The sequence below is a fragment of the Streptomyces caniferus genome (genome assembly GCF_009811555.1).
In the GTDB taxonomy this organism is placed as follows: Bacteria; Actinomycetota; Actinomycetes; order Streptomycetales; family Streptomycetaceae; genus Streptomyces; species Streptomyces caniferus.
The window spans coordinates 2,932,346-2,948,644 of the sequence record NZ_BLIN01000005.1 but is presented as its reverse complement, the minus strand read 5'-3'; the positions used below and the strand labels follow the sequence as shown (position 1 = coordinate 2,948,644).

Here is a 16,299-nt window from a genome sequence, read left to right as displayed (position 1 = left end):
CTGTCCGGTCCTTCTGCTTCGCCGGGTCTCTTGGGCCGCACTGGGCCCTCTGGTTCCCCTGGTTTCTCTCGGCCCTCGGATTCCTCTGGGGCCGTGGCTCCAGCCGGTGGGGCGGAGCGGCGGGAGTGGGAGCGCGAGCGGGTGCGGGATCGGGTGGCGGCGATCTTCGGTGACGCGGGTGCGGGTGCGGGTGCGGGTGCGGGTGCGGGTGCGGTGGCCGCGGCCGGGGGCGGTCCGCTGCCCCCGGGACACGATCCGCCGGGGCCGCGTCGACGGGAGCGGATGTGGTTCGCGGTGCGCGAACGGCTGCCGCTCTGGGTGCAGTTACGGTGCGGCACCGACCCGAAGGCGCTCGCCGCCCTGGTCCTGGTGCTCGTGCTGGCTGTGGGATTCGCCGTGCAGCACTTCTGGTCCGGTCGGCCCGAGCCGGTACGGGCACCGGCGGCCGAACGGTCCGCGGCGGCGGCCGACCGTGCGCCACGCTCACCGTCACTGCCCTCGTCCTCCGCCGCCGCAACGGCGCACGGTCCACCGGGCGGTGCGGGGCGGCAGCTGGTCGTCGACGTCACCGGCAAGGTCCGGGACCCGGGAATTCACCGGATGCCGCCAGGGTCGCGGGTGATCGATGCCCTGCAGGCCGCGGGCGGGGTGCTGCGCGGAGCGAGCACCAGTGGGCTGAACCGGGCACGCCTGCTGACCGACGGCGAACAGATCGTGGTCGGCGGGGCAGGAGCCGGGGCCGGGGCCGGGGGCGCGTCCGGCAGCGGGGGAGCTGCCGGTCCTGCTGGCGCGGGGGCCGGCGGGTCGGGAAGCGGGCCACCGGGTGCCGGAGGCGGCCCGGCCGGTCCGGTCAGTCTCAGCACGGCGACCGAGCAGCAGCTCGACTCCCTCCCCGGGGTGGGGCCCGTCCTGGCCCGTCACATCATCGAATTCCGCACCCAGCACGGCGGGTTCACCTCGGTGGACCAGCTCCGCCAGGTGACCGGCATCGGTGACCGCCGCTTCGCCGACCTGCGCCCCCTGGTGCAGCCATGACCGAGGCCCGCTCCACCGTGCACGCCACGGCGGCGTCGCCCCACGGTGCCTCGGACCCGCACCAAGAGGGCCCGGCCGACCTGCGGCTGGTCGCGCCCGCGCTGGCCGCCTGGGCGGGCGCGGTGATCAGCCTGGGCGCCCCCGGCGGAAGAGTGGCGGTGGTCTGCGGCGTGGCCGTAGCGCTCGCGCTGGCCGCGTGGCGGACGGCTGTGGTCCGACGTCGGGCGGAGCAGCGTGCTCCGGAAGGGGAGGAGCGGACCGGCGCCGCCCGACGGGAGCCGCCCCGCCCCCGCGCTCCCCGCCGCTGGTCCGCAGGCGCCTTCCTGGCCTTGGCCGCGGTGCTGCTGTGTGCCGTGGCGGGAGCCGCGTCGGCGGCGCTGCATGCGTCGGACGTACGGCGCGGACCGCTGCCGGCCCTGGCGGAGCACTATGCGGCGGGGGTCACGGCGGAGCTGGTGGTGAGCGGCGATCCACGACTGACCCGGCCCAAGGTGCGGGGGTCGCAACGGACGCCCCCAGTACTGGTGTTCACGGCTGATGCCGTCCGGGTCGCGGAGCCGGACGGAGTGGTCACCGCCGTACGCACCCCGGTGCTGGTGATCGTGCAGCAGCGCGGAGGGGGAGGCGAAGAGCGTGGCCCCAAGGGAAGCGGCCCCGAGGGGCGTGGCTCCAAAGCTCGTGGCACCGAAGCTCGTGAGAACCTCTCGCGGGCCTGGCGCGCGCTGCTGCCGTCGACGCGTATCCGGGTGGTGGCGCGCGCCGCACCGCCACTGTCGTCGGCGGATCAGATTGCCGCCGTGCTCCGGGTCACCGCCGACGCGCCGCCGGCCGAGGTCGGCGCTCCGTCCCCCCTCCAGCGGCTGGCGGGACACCTGCGTGCCGGGTTGCGGGAGGCCACCGACGGGCTGCGTCCCGATGCCCGTGCGCTGTTGCCCGGACTCGTGGTGGGGGACACCTCACGCGTGCCGCCGGATCTCGACGACGCCTTTCGGGCCACCGATCTGACGCATCTGCTGGCCGTTTCCGGCAGCAATCTGACAATTGTGCTCGCCCTGCTGATCGGACCGCCCTATCTCGCGACGCGTGCCGAGCGCCGGGGGCTGGCGCCGCGCCTGGGCCTGTCCTTGCGCGGCACGGCCCTCATCGGCGGCGCGCTTGCCCTCGCCTTCATCGTGGTGTGCCGCCCGGACCCGAGCGTGCTGCGGGCCGCCGCCTGCGGCCTGATCACACTGCTGGCGATCGGGACCGGCCGCCGTCGCTCGCTGCTCCCCGCGCTCGCCGCCGCGGTCCTGCTGCTGGTGCTCTACGACCCTTGGCTCGCCCGTAGCTATGGCTTCCTGCTGTCCGTCCTGGCGACCGGCGCCCTGCTGCTCCTCGCGCCACGCTGGAGCGCCGCACTCCAACGGCGCCGGGTGCCGCCCCGGATCGCCGAGGTGATCGCCGCCGCGGCCGCCGCCCAGGCGGTCTGTGCGCCGGTGGTCGCCGTGCTGGCGGCCCGGGTGGGCCTGGTCGCGGTGCCCTGCAACCTGCTGGCCGAGGTGGCCGTGGCCCCCGCGACGGTGCTGGGCTTCGCGGCCCTCGCCGCCGCCCCGGTCGCGTTGCCGGTCGCCCAGGTGCTGGCGTGGTGCGCGGGCTGGCCGGCCGAGTGGATCGCCGGCGTCGCCCGTACGGGGGCGGCGCTGCCGGGGGCGGAGTTCGAGTGGCCGGACGGCTGGACCGGAGGGCTGATGCTGGCGGCCGCCATGGCGGCCTTGGTACCGGTCGTCCGCAGGGTGATCCGCCGCCCCTGGCTGTGCGTGCTGTGTGTGCTGGCCGTGATCCTGGCGGTATGGCGCCCCGCCCCGTTCACACGGGTCCTCACCGGCTGGCCGCCGCCGGGGTGGCGGGCCGTGGTCTGCGACGTGGGGCAGGGCGACGGTCTGGTGCTGGCAGCCGGGGACGGTACGGCGCTGGTGGTGGACACCGGGCCCGAGCCCCACGCCATCGACCGCTGCCTCACCGACCTGGGGATCCGCCGTATCCCGCTCCTGGTCCTGACGCACTTCCACGCGGACCATGTGGACGGGCTCCCGGGGGCGCTCCGCGGCCGTGCGATCGGTGCGATCGAGACCACGACCCTGCAAGATCCCCCGGGCCAGGCCCAGTTCGTACGCAGTACGGCTGCGGCTGCGCGCGTGCCGGTCGTCCGCGCCGTACCGGGGGAGCGGCGCCACCTGGGCCCCCTCACCTGGGAGGTCCTCTGGCCGCCGGCTCCGCCCACCCTCCCCGGCCCCGACATCCCCGCCGACTCCGACATCCCCGCCGTCCCCGGCAGCCCACCGATCACTGCCGATGCCCTGGACGGCCCCAACGACGCCAGCGTGACCTTGCTCGTCCACACGGGCGGGTTGACCCTCCTGCTGCTGGGGGACCTCGAACCACCCGCACAGCGCGCACTGTTGGCGGCGCACCCGGAGCTGGGCGGCGTCGATGTCCTGAAAGTGGCGCACCACGGCTCCGCCTACCAGGACCCGCCCCTCCTGCATCGGCTGGCGCCGCGCCTCGCGTTGATCTCCTGCGGCACCGACAACCCGTACGGCCATCCGGCACCCCGCACCATCGCGGCGCTGCGTGCCCAGGGCGCCCGGGTACTGCGAACGGACACCGACGGAGCCATCGCGGTCCTGGGCACCACGGCCAGACTCTCGGCAACGGTCAACGGCCACCGGACCAAGACCCGCCCGTCCAACGACCGACGAACCCGGCCCCGCCCAGCAGGCCGCCGTCCAACCGGCCGCCGTCTCGCCGGCAGTCGTCGAGCTCCTGCCCGCCGACCTGCACTGCGCAGGCCCGGCCGCCGACGCGCACGGATCGATACCCGTGGCCTCCCTGCCGTCAACCACCGGATCGGACGTCGCCTCCGCCCCCAACGGCACCGTCCCGACTCTTGTAAAGGAATCTTTCTAAAGTTATCTTTACTTCATGTCCAAGAGGTCGGAACGGTCCCAGCAGTCCGAGCCGGAGCGGCCCGACGCGGTCGGCGAACTGCAGCCGCAGTCGAATCCGTTCGCCGACTGCACGCAGCTCTCCGATCCGCGTGCGCTGCGGGCCTATGCCCATCCCACCCGCATGGAGCTGGTCGGGCTGCTGCGCCGTGAAGGTCCGCTCACCGCTACCCGCGCGGCCGAGCTGACGGGGGAGTCGGTCGCCAGTTGCTCGTACCACCTGCGGATGCTCGCCAAGTACGACCTGGTGGAGGTGGCCGAGGGCGGGCGGGGGCGGGAGAAGCCGTGGCGGGCGACCGCGCAGTTCACGGGCTGGCCGGAGTACTCGGACGATCCCGAGGTCGCCGAGGCCTCCGCGGCCCTGAACATCGCGCTCGCCGAGAACTACTTCGCCAAGATGACGCACGCCTTGGAGCAACGGCCCTCCCTGCCCCGCGCATGGCAGCAGGCGGAGCAGTACGGCGACGTCTCGCTCTATCTCACCGCTGACGAACTCACCGAAATCAGCGAACAGCTGACGGAGTTGCTCAGTCCGTATACGGCGCGGCTGCAGGACCCGGGGTCCCGGCCTACCGATGCACGGCTGGTGAGCTTCCTGCGGGTCGCCTTCGTCCGTCACACCGAGGCGCGGAGCGGCAGCGGATCTGGCGCCGGGGGCAAAGGTACGGGGCGCGGCGCGGGCTCCATCGGAGGCAGACCTGCGGCGGGAGATGGTGCTGCGACCGCGGGCGGCTCCTCCGCCAACGACGTAGCTGTGACCGAGGCCCCCACCCCGGCCGACGGCGGGACCTCATGAGTCCGCCGACGGCCCGGATTCCCATCCTCTTACGGGCCCGGATTCCCGTCCTCTTACGGGAGAGCGCGTTCCGCCGCTACTGGTCGGCTCAGGTCGTCTCCCTCATCGGCGATCAGATCTCCCTGATCGCCATCCCGCTCGTCGCCGTGATCGTCCTGGGGGCCGACGCCGCAGAGATGGGCCTTCTCAAGACCGCGGAACTGCTCCCCGCCCTGCTGCTGAGTCTGCCCGCAGGCGCCTGGATCGACCGGCGGTCCCGACGACGCCGGATCATGATCGCTGCCGATCTGCTGCGCGCGTTGCTGATCGTTTCTCTGCCCGTCGCCTACGTCGTGGGTGTGCTCACCCTCGCCCAGCTCTACGCCGTCGCCTTCGCGGTCGGCGCGTGCGCCGTCGTCTTCGACATCTGCAATGCGACGCTCTTCGTCTCACTCGTCCCCAAGAGCCGCTTTGTCGCGGGGAATTCCCTGCTCAACGGCAGTCGAGCGATGGCCTTCGTCAGCGGGCCCGGCGCGGGTGGCCTGCTCGTCCAGGTGCTCGCCGTGCCCCTGGCGCTGCTCGCCGATGCGCTGACCTTTCTGTACTCCGCCGCGCTGCTGGCGCGCATCGCGCCGGTCGAACCACCGTCCGCGCCATCGGCCAAGGGCTATCTCACCGAGGGGGTGCGCTGGGCGCTACGGCATCCCACCGTGCGCGTCATGTGCGCCGCCTCCGGCACGGTGCAGTTCTTCAACCTCATGTTCCACACCCTCTTCGTGTTCTACGCCACCACCGAACTCGGCCTGCAGCCGGCATTGTTGGGTGTGGTTCTGGGAAGCGGCGCGATCGGCGGTCTCATTGGCGCGGCGACCGCGGGCCGTGTGGTGCGCGGTATCGGTATCGGCCCAGCCATCCTCCTCGGCTATGCCGGATTCACCGTGCCGCTCCTGCTCGTTCCGCTTGCCGGCGGCGCCACTCCGCTCGTCGTCGCGCTGCTCTTCCTCGCCGAATTCCTGTCCAGCGTCGGCGTGATGCTCGTCGACATCTCCTCCGGCTCGCTGCTCGCGGCGCTGATACCGGACGCCTTGCGCTCCCGCGTAGCCGGTGCGTCCCGCACCCTGAACTACGGCTTCCGCCCCCTGGGGGCCATGGCCGGTGGTGCGCTCGGCACGGTTCTGGGGCTGCGCCCTACCCTCTGGATCGCCACCGCCGGTGCGACCCTCTGCCTCCTCTGGCTGCTGCCCTCGCCCGTCCCTCGAATACGCACCCTTCCAGGCGCCGCAACGGGGCAGGAGCCGCAACCTGAGCCGGGCCTCGCCCCTTCCGCGAGCCTTCCGGAACGCGCCGGAGAAGCCACATAGGCGGTGAACGACGGACCGTGTGGACTCGTCGACGTCGAACGGCTCAGCGGACGGGAGGAGAGGGGCAGAGTGGTGCCGTGGAGGAGGGCTGATCGTTCGCGCAGGCAAGGCCGGTCAGGCTGGGCACCGTACGGAAGCTCGCTTAAACCGGGATCTGTAGACTCCAGATTATGAGGATGAGTGAAGGGGTCGAGTGGGGCTTGCACTGCTGTGTGACGCTGGCCTGGCTCGATGGGGAAGGGCCGGTGTCGACCGCTCGGCTGGCGGCTTCGTTCGAGTTGCCTGCGGCCTACTTGAACAAGCGGCTGCAGGCGCTGGTCCGGGCCGGGATCCTGAGCTCCACCCCTGGCGCGCGGGGCGGATTCCAGTTGGCGCGGCCGCCGGAACGGATCACCCTCATGGACGTCGTCGCCGCGATCGAGGGCACCGAGGACGCCTTTCGGTGTGCGGAGATCCGGCAGCGGGGAGCCGGCGCCGAGGCCTCCGGGAGGGAGTACGGACGTCCGTGCGGCATCTCCACGGCGATGCGCAGGGCCGAGCTGGCCTGGCGGCGTGAGCTGGCCGCCCAGACCATTGCCGACGTGATCGCCGCCACGCCCGCCTCAGCGGTGGAACGGACCCGCCGCTGGTTCTCCTCGGAAAGGACCTCCGCCTGATGGACGCCACTGCCGCTGACGCCTACCTCGCCCGGATCGGTGCCGCCCGCCCTGCGTCTCCCGACGCCGAGGCGCTGCGTGGGCTGCACCTCAGCCATCTGCACTCCGTCCCCTTCGAGAACCTCTCCATCCATCTCGGCGAAGAGATCGTGCTCGCGGAACAGCCGCTGCTGGACAAGATCGTGCGCGCCCGGCGGGGCGGCTTCTGTTACGAGCTCAACGGCGCTTTCGCCCTGCTCCTGAGGGCGCTTGGCTACGAGGTCGAGCTGCTCTCGGCCCGCGTGTTCGGCCCCGACGGGCTGGGGATTCCGTACGACCACCTCGCACTGCGCGTGCAGACGCCGAACGGACCATGGCTCGCGGACGTCGGCTTCGGCAGGAACAGCCACTATCCGCTGCGCTGGGACAGCCGTGAGGAGCAGGCCGACCCCAGCGGGGTGTTCCGGATCGAGCAGACGAGTGAGGGCGACCTCGACATCCTGAGGGACGGCGAACCGCAGTACCGGCTCGAACAACGTCCGCGTGCCCATGCGGACTTCGAGGTCGGGTGCTGGTGGCACCAGACGTCACCCAAGTCGCCCTTCACCCAGTCCCTGGTCTGCTCACGGCTGACCGGGAAAGGTCGGGTCACGCTCTCCGGACGTACGCTCGTGACCACCGGGGCGGATGGTGCACGGGATGAGCGTCAGGTGGGTGAGGACGAGGTTCTCGCCGTCTATCGGGAGCACTTCGGGATTGTTCTGCAGCGGGAGCCCGAGGTCGGCGAGGCGGGGCGGGGTACGGGCACCCGGTAGCGGCGTCGAGGACCGCGGCATCCGCGGTTCGTCGTCACTCGGCGCGGTCCGTTGTCGCTCGGCCCGGTCCGTTGTCACTAGGCCTCGCGCCAGCCCGGGGCCGGTCGCTACTCCGCCTCGCGCCAGCCCTCGTGCTCCGCCGCGAGGTCGTGCAGCCGCGCCGGGTCGTGGGCGGCGTCCGGGTCTTCGACCACCACGAGCCACTGGGCGTCCTCGGCGTCGTCCTCACCGGCCAGGGCGTCCCGTACGAGCTGGGGCTCCTCGGCGACACCGAAGCGTTCGGTCAGGGCCTCGGCCACCTCCTCCGCGGCGTCGCGGTCGGGCAGTACCAGTACATGCCGTACGTGTGGTGGGTGTGGGGCAGCGTCGTTCACCCGGCCATTGTCCGACAGAGGAGAGGGCTCCGGTCCGGCAGGGGGAGGGTGTTCCGGTCCGGCAGGGCCCGTGCGGGCCGGGCCGGGCTGTCAGTGGGGCGTGGGATGCTGGACGCGATGGCCAGGAAGACAGCTCAAGACGATCCGCTCGCCCCCGTCACGATCGCGGTGGGCCAGGAAGACCTGCTGCTGGACCGTGCGGTGCAGCAGGTGGTGGCGGCTGCCCGGGCGGCGGACGCGGACACCGATGTGCGCGACCTCACTCCCGAACAGCTCCAGCCCGGCACCTTGGCTGAGCTGACCAGCCCCTCGCTCTTCGCCGAGCGCAAGGTCGTCGTGGTGCGCGCCGCCCACGATCTCTCCGCGGACACCATCAAGGACGTCAAGGCGTATCTCGGCTCGCCCGCCGAGGAGATCACGCTGGTGCTGCTGCACGCCGGCGGCGCCAAGGGGAAGGGCCTGCTGGACGCCGCCCGTAAGGCCGGGGCGCGGGAAGTGGCCTGCCCCAAGATGACCAAGCCGGCCGACCGGCTGGCCTTTGTGCGGGGCGAATTCCGTGCGACCGGGCGTTCGGCGACGCCCGAGGCCTGTCAGTCGCTGGTCGATGCGATCGGCAGCGATCTGCGTGAGCTGGCCTCGGCCTGTTCGCAGCTCGCCGCCGATGTCGAAGGCACCATCGACGAGGCCGTCGTCGCGCGCTACTACACGGGCCGGGCCGAGGCGTCCAGCTTCACCGTCGCGGACCGTGCCGTCGAGGGCCGGGCCGCCGAGGCGCTGGAGGCTCTGCGCTGGGCGATCGCCACCGGTGTCGCCCCCGTCATGATCACGAGTGCACTCGCCCAAGGCGTCCGCGCCATCGGCAAACTGGCCTCCGCCCCGCGCGGCGCCCGCCCTGGCGACCTCGCCCGCGATCTGGGTATGCCGCCCTGGAAGATCGACCGGGTACGCCAGCAGATGCGCGGTTGGTCGGCGGACGGCGTGGCCACGGCGCTGCGCGCGGTCGCGGCGGCCGACGCGGGGGTGAAGGGCGGCGGGGACGATCCTGGGTATGCCCTGGAGAAGGCCGTCGTGGCGATTGCCCGGGCGGCTCGCTCCCGGTGAAGCGGTAGCTCGGCGGGCCGCCTGGGCTCGGACGGTGGGTTCAGCCGTCATCCAGCGCCGCTGTCGAAGCGAACAAGGGGCAGGACAGTCGGCCCGTGATGACGGCCAACGGGCAGGATGGCCGGCCGTCACGCCGGCCAACCGGCACGGGCGCCCCAGGCGGACGGGTGGGCGATCCGTGGCGGCGGCCCGACCGTCATGACAGACGGACGGCTGCCGTCACGAAGGCCAATCGCCTCCGGGCTCCCGCCTCCACGGCCGACCCGTACGGCAGTTACCGGGTCACGAAGGCCAACCGCCTCCGGGCCCCCGCCTCCACGGCCGACCCATACAGCAGTCACCGGGCACGAAGGCCAACCGCCTCCACCTCCAACCCCTTACGACGGACACCGGCCACGAAGGCCGACCGTCGGTGCGGCACACCTTTCCCTGAGGTCCGCCGCTACCCCGGGCCGGGCAGCCGGCCTCACCGGGACCGTGAGTTCTGCAGTCGTTTGAGTGTTTCGGTGGCGCTGGTCTTCAGCATCGTGGCCACCTCGGTGGCCGTGGGCTGCTTGCTGCTGCCGCTGCTCGACGCATAGCTCGACCACGTCGACTGGTAGGTCATCCAGCCGTCCCGGACGCCGAGGATCACATACGAGCCGCTGCTCGTGCCGCCCTCGTCCTTGCGGGTCACCAGATAGGCCTCGTCGCCGAGTCCCGGCACGGCCTCGACCCGGTAGCCGACGGAGGTGTCCTGCTTCTCGTACGAGCGGTAGCCGTCGGCGAACTCCGGAGCCGGGTCGGTCTTCCGGTGCAGCGTGGCGGTGTTGTAGAGCCAGGTCGAGGAGTAGGCGGAGCTGCTTGCGCCGTCCTGCTCGAACGAGACGTTGCACGTCATCGTGTCCAGGGAGGTGAGCTGGGCGCCGCTGTGCTGCGGGTTGGCGTCCTTCGAGGCGGTTCCGGTGTTCGCCTTGGCCTTGAAGTGGGCGTTCTCGAAGGGCGTCATCGAGGTGTCCGCGCACAGATCGCCGGTGTAGGCGTAGCCCGCGAGGTCGGGGCTGGGCTCGGAGGAGAAGCCCCCCGTGGCGAACAACACCGAGCCCCAGATCGCGGACGCGGCGACCACGCCGCCGAGGGCCCAGAGCCAGCCGGACATCCCACGGCTCGCGCCACCGGGTGCCGATAGGGGTGCCCCGGCGGGTGGCCCAGGGGGAGGGGCGGGTACGCCGGATGCCGGATAGCCGTATCCCCCGGCCTGCCCCTGCGGAATGGGCTGTTGTGCGTAGGGATTCTGCTGTGGGAGTGCCGGATTCTGCTGTGCGGGCACCGGGCCGTATGGGTTGGGCTGCGGCTGGGCGTACGGATTGTTTTGGTCCCCCGAATGTGACATGGCCGCAGCGTAGCGGACCGCGCGGAAAGCGAACCCGGCTCTGCGGACCGAATTTTCCGACGGCGAGCAGACCGTGGTACGGCCCCCACCTGCCCCATCCACAAGCCCACGCGACCTCTGCCCCATGGCTCCACGTGGCCTCTGCCCCATGCCAGAGCCCAGAAGTCGCTCAATCGAATGCGCGACAACGGAACGCCGTGGCAACGGAATCCCCCACGGGCCTTCTCCGCAACAGAGCCGCCCTGAATTCCCATAGGACTACACACGTCACCGCATCACAAAGGCCCCTGCAAAAGCCCTCGCCCCCAAAGCCCCACGCAAAGCCACCCACAACGAATCACGGCCACACACCACCGCAACGAGTCACCGCACCGAATCTCCGTAAGGAATCACCACACCGAATCACCACAGCGAATCGCGCACCGAATCACGCAGTGAAAACGCACGGTGAAAGCCCACAGCGAAGGCCCACGGCGGAAGGCCACGAAGCAACCCCCGCCACCCCCACCCGCAGCGCCCGCCACCCCCACCCGCAGCCTCCGCCCGCCCACGAAAGAAGGCCCCGCTTCGCCCCTGGGGAAGGGGGGAAGCGGGGCCTTCGTATCAAGCTGTTGTGGCTTGGTCGGCGGTGAACGCCGAGTGGGCCGGGTGCGCCGCACCCGCGTGGCGAACGCAGGCCGTGTGCGGCGCGGTGGTGCACCGATCAGGGAGCGGAGAGAGGGGCCGCTGGATCCCTGTCGACGGAGGTACTGCAGGTCTTGCGGTGGAGTGAGGATCAGGCCTGGTCAGGCGATGATCCGCTCCGGGAGGAAGGTCAGGCCTTGAGGGCCGAGACCTTCTTGGCCAGCGCCGACTTCTTGTTGGCGGCGGCGTTCTTGTGGATGACACCCTTGCTGACTGCCTTGTCGAGCTTCTTGGCAGCCTCGGCCTGGGCGGTGGTGGCCTTCTGCAGGTCACCGGCCTCCACGGCCTCGCGGGTGCGACGGATCGCGGTCTTCAGAGTGGACTTGACAGCCTTGTTGCGCTGACGAGCCTTCTCGTTGGTCTTGATCCGCTTCATCTGGGACTTGATGTTCGCCACGAAAGAGCCTTTTCAGGTTCGTTGGAGTTTCGAGTTGCGCCGCGCACTAGAGAGGGCACGAAGCGCAGTGGACCAGGCTACCAGCAGGGTCTACGGCCTCCCAAACCGGACCGGACCACCGCCCGGCCGCCCTTGCGGCCACTGCCCGGCCGCGCCCCGGCCCCCTGCCCGCTCACCGCCGGATCCACGGCCCGGCCGCGCCCGGGCCCTCGTCCGGACCAGCCCCCGCCCCCGGCCCCGCCCCCAGCCCGTCTCCGACCCCCGCAGCGCCCCGCCCGAAGCCCCCGAACCCCACCTCGCCCCGCCCAAACCGGACCGAGCCCCTCGCTCATGGGACGATGGGGGAGACGTCACATACCCGAGTCCCGCCTACCCGCGTTCACTGAATGGACCCTGCGTGCCCGCGACCCCTACGAACGTGCCGGAGCCGAGCCGTACCGATCCGGCCCTCCTCCGTAACTTCTGCATCATCGCGCACATCGACCACGGCAAGTCGACGCTCGCCGACCGGATGCTCCAGCTCACCGGTGTCGTCGACCAGCGGCAGATGCGCGCGCAGTACCTCGACCGCATGGACATCGAGCGCGAGCGCGGCATCACGATCAAGTCCCAGGCGGTCCGGCTGCCCTGGGACCCCACCGAGGGTGAAGAAGGAAGTGGCACGACCCACATCCTGAACATGATCGACACCCCGGGCCACGTCGACTTCACCTACGAGGTCTCGCGCTCGCTCGCCGCGTGCGAGGGCTGCATCCTCCTCGTCGACGCCGCTCAGGGCATCGAGGCCCAGACCCTCGCCAACCTGTACCTGGCGATGGAGCACGACCTCACGATCATCCCCGTCCTCAACAAGATCGACCTGCCGGCCGCCCAGCCCGAGAAGTTCGCCGCCGAGCTGGCCAATCTGGTCGGCTGCGAGCCCGAGGACGTGCTGCGGGTCTCCGCCAAGACCGGCGTCGGCGTGGCCGAGCTGCTGGACAAGGTCGTCCGTGAGGTGCCGGCCCCGGTCGGTGTCAAGGACGCCCCCGCCCGCGCGATGATCTTCGACTCGGTCTACGACGCCTACCGCGGTGTCGTGACCTACGTGAAGGTCGTCGACGGCACGCTCAGCAAGCGCGAGCGCATCAGGATGATGTCGACCGGCGCCGCTCACGAGCTCCTGGAGATCGGCACGAACTCCCCGGAGATGAAGGCGTCCGACGGACTGTCCGTCGGCGAGGTGGGCTACCTGATCACCGGCGTGAAGGATGTCCGCCAGTCCAAGGTGGGTGACACGATCACCCAGCTCACCAAGGGTGCCGATGTGCCGCTGGGCGGCTACAAGGACCCCAAGCCGATGGTGTTCTCGGGGCTGTATCCGCTGGACGGCTCCGACTACCCCGAGCTGCGCGAAGCCCTCGACAAGCTGCAGCTCAACGATGCCGCGCTCGTCTACGAGCCCGAGACCTCCGCGGCCCTGGGCTTCGGCTTCCGCGTCGGCTTCCTGGGCCTGCTCCACCTGGAGGTCATCCGCGAGCGCCTGGAGCGCGAGTTCGGCCTCGAACTGATCGCCACCGCGCCGAACGTGGTCTACCGCGTCGACATGGAGGACGGGGCCGAGCACGAGGTCACCAACCCGAGCGAGTTCCCGACGGGCAAGATCGACAGGGTGCACGAGCCGGTCGTCCGGGCCACGATCCTGGCGCCGAGCGAGTTCATCGGCGCGATCATGGAGCTGTGCCAGACCCGCCGCGGCAACCTCCTCGGCATGGACTACCTCTCCGAGGACCGCGTCGAGATCCGCTACACGCTGCCGCTCGCCGAGGTCGTCTTCGACTTCTTCGACCAGCTCAAGTCCAAGACCCGTGGCTACGCCTCGCTGGACTACGAGCCCACCGGCGAGCAGGTCGCCGACCTGGTGAAGGTCGACATCCTGCTGCACGGCGACAAGGTCGACGCGTTCTCCGCGATCTGCCACAAGGACAAGGCGTACGCGTACGGCGTGCGGCTGGTCGCCAAGCTGCGCGAGCTGATTCCGCGGCAGAGCTTCGAGGTGCCGATCCAGGCCGCCATCGGCAGCCGGGTCATCGCCCGAGAGACGGTCCGCGCCATCCGCAAGGACGTCCTCGCCAAGTGCTACGGCGGTGACATCTCCCGTAAGCGGAAGCTGCTGGAGAAGCAGAAGGAAGGCAAGAAGCGGATGAAGATGGTCGGCAGCGTGGAGGTCCCGCAGGAGGCCTTCATCGCGGTGCTGTCCTCGGACGACGGCGACGCGAAAAAGAAATAGGACGCAGCAGGGAGAAGGGGCGCGTCGCCCGCGGGAGCCGTCCGCGGAGGCCGCCCCCGGAAGCCGCCCGCAGCGCTCGGCAGCCGCCGGGCCGGAGCGGCCGCCCGACAGGCGCAGGGCGCCGGTCCCCGGACAGGGGGGGGGCGGCGCCCTGCCGGTTTGTCCCAGCTCAACCGGGGGGTGCGTGCGGAGCGCGACGCCCGGGGCGGCAGGTCGGCGGTGTGATCCCGCCCACTCGGGCCGGTCCGGTGCGAGCCGGCGCGATCCGGCCGCGGTCCGTACGGACGGGCCGCGGTCCCCTGTGGTCGGGCCCCGTGCGGCCAGGTGCGGTCCAGCGCGGGCGATCGGCGGCGGCCCCCTATCGGGCATAGCGTGTGCTACGTACACCTATCGCACTGGTCACATCCTTAACCAGTCGGCCGTAGCCCCTTACGTGTGGGCGCATCGCGCTCTAGTCTGATCACTGCTCAAAGGTTACTCGCGAGTCACCAGCATCGAAGCGGGCCCCGGAGGACGCCGTGACGGACACCCACACGCTGATCGAAAACCGGCCGCCTTCCGTGGCGCATCTCTTCCTGGAACGGGTCGCGGCCACGCCTGATATCGAGGCCTATCGCTATCCGGTCCGGCCGGCCTCCGGACAGGGGGCGGACGACTGGAAGGCGATCAGCTGGGCCCAGGCCGCGGAGCGCGTCTACGCCGTGGCCGCCGGGCTCATGGCGCTGGGCATACTGCCCGAAGAACGGGTGGCGCTGGCCGCCAACACCCGTGTCGAGTGGATTTTCGCCGACCTCGGCGTGCTCTGCTCCGGCGCCGCCACCACCACGGTCTACCCCAGCACCAACGCCGAGGAGACCGCCTACATCCTGGCCGACTCCGGCAGCCGGGTGCTGATCGCGGAGGACGCCGGCCAGCTCGCCAAGGCGCGTGAGCGGCGCGCCGAGCTGCCCGACCTGGCGCATGTCGTCGTCATCGACGAGGCGGGCGCGGAGCCCGTCGAGGGCGATCCGGAGGGCTGGGTGCTCACCCTGGCCGAGCTGGAGAAGCGCGGCACCGCCTATCTGGAGGACCATCCGGAGTGTGTCCAGGAGCGGGTCGCCGCGCTGCGCGCCGACCAGCTGGCGACGCTGATCTACACCTCCGGGACCACCGGCCGCCCCAAGGGCGTGCAGCTGCCGCACGACTGCTGGGCGTACATGGCGCGGGCGATTCCGGCGACCGGCATGGTCACCGAGGAGGACGTGCAGTACCTCTGGCTGCCGCTGGCGCACGTCTTCGGCAAGGTGCTCACCGCGGGCCAGATCGCGGCCGGCCATGTGATCGCGGTCGACGGCCGGGTCGACAAGATCATCGAGAATCTGCCGGTCGTCCGGCCCACGTACATGGCGGCCGTGCCGCGGATCTTCGAGAAGGTCTACAACGGGGTCGCGGCCAAGGCCCGGCAGGGCGGCGGCGCCAAGTACAAGATCTTCCAGTGGGCGGCCGAGGTGGCCCGCGAGTACGCCAAGGTCTCGCAGGACAACTTCCGCCGCACGGGCAACGCCTCGGTGCCGTTCGCGCTCGGCGCCAAGCACAAGATCGCCGATGCGCTCGTCTACGCCAAGCTGCGGGACGCGTTCGGCGGCCGGCTGCGCGCCGCGGTCTCCGGCTCGGCCGCGCTCTCACCGGAGATCGGCTACTTCTTCTCCGGCGCCGGCATCCACATCCTGGAGGGCTACGGCCTGACGGAGTCCAGCGCCGCCAGCTTCGTCAACCCCGGTGAGGCCTACCGCACCGGCACGGTCGGCAAGCCGCTGCCCGGCACCGAGGTGCGGATCGCCGAGGACGGCGAGATCCTGCTGCGCGGCCCCGGCATCATGCAGGGCTACCACGGCCTGCCGGACAAGACCGCCGAAGTCCTGGAGGCGGACGGCTGGTTCCACACCGGCGACATCGGCGAGCTCTCCCCGGACGGGTACCTGCGGATCACCGACCGCAAGAAGGACCTGATCAAGACCTCGGGCGGCAAGTACATCGCGCCCGCCGAGGTCGAGGGCCAGTTCAAGGCGGTCTGCCCGTTCGTCTCCAATGTGCTGGTGCACGGCGCCAACCGGAACTTCTGCACCGCGCTGATCGCCCTCGACGAGCCGACGATCCTGACCTGGGCCGCGGAGCACGGCCTGGCGGGCAAGACGTATGCCGAGGTCGTCGCGACCGACCAGGCCCGCGAGCTGATCGACGGCTATGTGGAGCGGGTCAACGAGGGGCTGCAGCGCTGGCAGCAGATCCGCAAGTTCCGGCTGCTGCCGCGTGACCTGGACATCGAGCACGGCGAGGTGACCCCCAGCCTCAAGGTCAAGCGGCCGGTGGTGGAGCGGGCGTTCAAGGACCTGCTCGACGAGATGTACGCGGGGACGCGCGAGGCGTAGCCGCACGAACGCGGCGGTACGGGGCGGGCCGGATCGGCGCGCCCCGTACCGCCGCGCCCGTACGGGTGGCGGCGGCCGCCGGACGGAACCGC

The 16,299-nt window shown here is 71.2% G+C and carries 12 protein-coding genes; 9 read left to right on the top strand and 3 right to left on the bottom strand.

The features are described 5' to 3' along the window. Nucleotides 1–93: 93 nt before the first annotated feature. The 6 genes from Scani_RS29550 (at nt 94) to Scani_RS29525 (ending at nt 7,605) form a co-directional block, all read left to right on the top strand. Nucleotides 94–1,035: a ComEA family DNA-binding protein gene (locus Scani_RS29550; RefSeq protein WP_246296224.1), complete on the top strand. Its 942-nt coding sequence runs from the start codon at nt 94–96 to the stop codon at nt 1,033–1,035. Next, nucleotides 1,032–4,172 (top strand): ComEC/Rec2 family competence protein, encoded by a 3,141-nt coding sequence (locus Scani_RS29545; RefSeq protein ID WP_308686595.1) that lies wholly within the window; start codon nt 1,032–1,034, stop codon nt 4,170–4,172. The genes Scani_RS29550 and Scani_RS29545 overlap by 4 nt, the downstream gene beginning before the upstream one ends. Beyond that, nucleotides 4,144–4,815, top strand: coding sequence for a winged helix-turn-helix domain-containing protein (locus Scani_RS29540; RefSeq protein WP_246296222.1), 672 nt, complete (start codon nt 4,144–4,146; stop codon nt 4,813–4,815). The genes Scani_RS29545 and Scani_RS29540 overlap by 29 nt, the downstream gene beginning before the upstream one ends. Further along, on the top strand, nt 4,812–6,155 hold the full coding sequence (locus Scani_RS29535; RefSeq protein ID WP_159480837.1) for an MFS transporter: 1,344 nt from the start codon (nt 4,812–4,814) through the stop codon (nt 6,153–6,155). The genes Scani_RS29540 and Scani_RS29535 overlap by 4 nt, the downstream gene beginning before the upstream one ends. Before the next feature lie 170 nt (nt 6,156–6,325). Next, a complete protein-coding gene (locus Scani_RS29530; RefSeq protein WP_159480836.1) occupies nt 6,326–6,811 on the top strand; it encodes an RrF2 family transcriptional regulator in 486 nt (161 codons plus the stop codon). Then, on the top strand, nt 6,811–7,605 hold the full coding sequence (locus Scani_RS29525) for an arylamine N-acetyltransferase family protein (RefSeq protein WP_159480835.1): 795 nt from the start codon (nt 6,811–6,813) through the stop codon (nt 7,603–7,605). Before Scani_RS29530 ends, Scani_RS29525 begins: the two co-directional genes overlap by 1 nt. Nucleotides 7,606–7,712: 107 nt before the next feature. Here the strand turns inward: Scani_RS29525 and Scani_RS29520 are convergent, their stop codons facing one another. Then, nucleotides 7,713–7,979 carry a hypothetical protein gene (locus tag Scani_RS29520; protein ID WP_159480834.1) on the bottom strand — a complete coding sequence of 89 codons (267 nt, stop codon included), beginning with the start codon at nt 7,977–7,979 and terminating at the stop codon, nt 7,713–7,715. A gap of 117 nt (nt 7,980–8,096) precedes the next feature. Here Scani_RS29520 and holA point away from each other — a divergent pair, with 117 nt between their 5' ends. After that, a complete protein-coding gene (gene holA / locus Scani_RS29515) occupies nt 8,097–9,080 on the top strand; it encodes a DNA polymerase III subunit delta (RefSeq protein WP_159480833.1) in 984 nt (327 codons plus the stop codon). A 466-nt stretch (nt 9,081–9,546) separates the two neighbouring features. Here holA and Scani_RS29510 read toward each other — a convergent pair whose 3' ends face one another. Both Scani_RS29510 and rpsT read right to left on the bottom strand, forming a co-directional pair. Then, complete coding sequence (locus tag Scani_RS29510) at nt 9,547–10,218, bottom strand: hypothetical protein (RefSeq protein WP_159480832.1); 672 nt, start codon at nt 10,216–10,218, stop codon at nt 9,547–9,549. Nucleotides 10,219–11,266: 1,048 nt separating this feature from the next. Continuing rightward, nucleotides 11,267–11,533 (bottom strand): 30S ribosomal protein S20, encoded by a 267-nt coding sequence (gene rpsT / locus Scani_RS29505; RefSeq protein WP_159480831.1) that lies wholly within the window; start codon nt 11,531–11,533, stop codon nt 11,267–11,269. A gap of 397 nt (nt 11,534–11,930) precedes the next feature. Here rpsT and lepA point away from each other — a divergent pair, with 397 nt between their 5' ends. Both lepA and Scani_RS29495 read left to right on the top strand, forming a co-directional pair. Then, nucleotides 11,931–13,799, top strand: coding sequence for a translation elongation factor 4 (gene lepA / locus Scani_RS29500; RefSeq protein ID WP_159480830.1), 1,869 nt, complete (start codon nt 11,931–11,933; stop codon nt 13,797–13,799). Between the two features lie 518 nt (nt 13,800–14,317). Beyond that, on the top strand, nt 14,318–16,207 hold the full coding sequence (locus Scani_RS29495) for an AMP-dependent synthetase/ligase (RefSeq protein WP_159480829.1): 1,890 nt from the start codon (nt 14,318–14,320) through the stop codon (nt 16,205–16,207). The last annotated feature ends 92 nt before the right edge of the window (nt 16,208–16,299 follow it).

What these genes read in the sequence shown, in the direction of transcription:
- Scani_RS29510 (WP_159480832.1), bottom strand. Translation starts at nt 10,218, where the DNA reads ATGTCCGGCTGGCTCTGGGCCCTCGGCGGCGTGGTCGCCGCGTCCGCG.
- Scani_RS29525 (WP_159480835.1), top strand. Translation starts at nt 6,811, where the DNA reads ATGGACGCCACTGCCGCTGACGCCTACCTCGCCCGGATCGGTGCCGCC.
- Scani_RS29530 (WP_159480836.1), top strand. Translation starts at nt 6,326, where the DNA reads ATGAGGATGAGTGAAGGGGTCGAGTGGGGCTTGCACTGCTGTGTGACG.
- Scani_RS29545 (WP_308686595.1), top strand. Translation starts at nt 1,032, where the DNA reads ATGACCGAGGCCCGCTCCACCGTGCACGCCACGGCGGCGTCGCCCCAC.
- holA (WP_159480833.1), top strand. Translation starts at nt 8,097, where the DNA reads ATGGCCAGGAAGACAGCTCAAGACGATCCGCTCGCCCCCGTCACGATC.
- Scani_RS29535 (WP_159480837.1), top strand. Translation starts at nt 4,812, where the DNA reads ATGAGTCCGCCGACGGCCCGGATTCCCATCCTCTTACGGGCCCGGATT.
- Scani_RS29540 (WP_246296222.1), top strand. Translation starts at nt 4,144, where the DNA reads ATGGAGCTGGTCGGGCTGCTGCGCCGTGAAGGTCCGCTCACCGCTACC.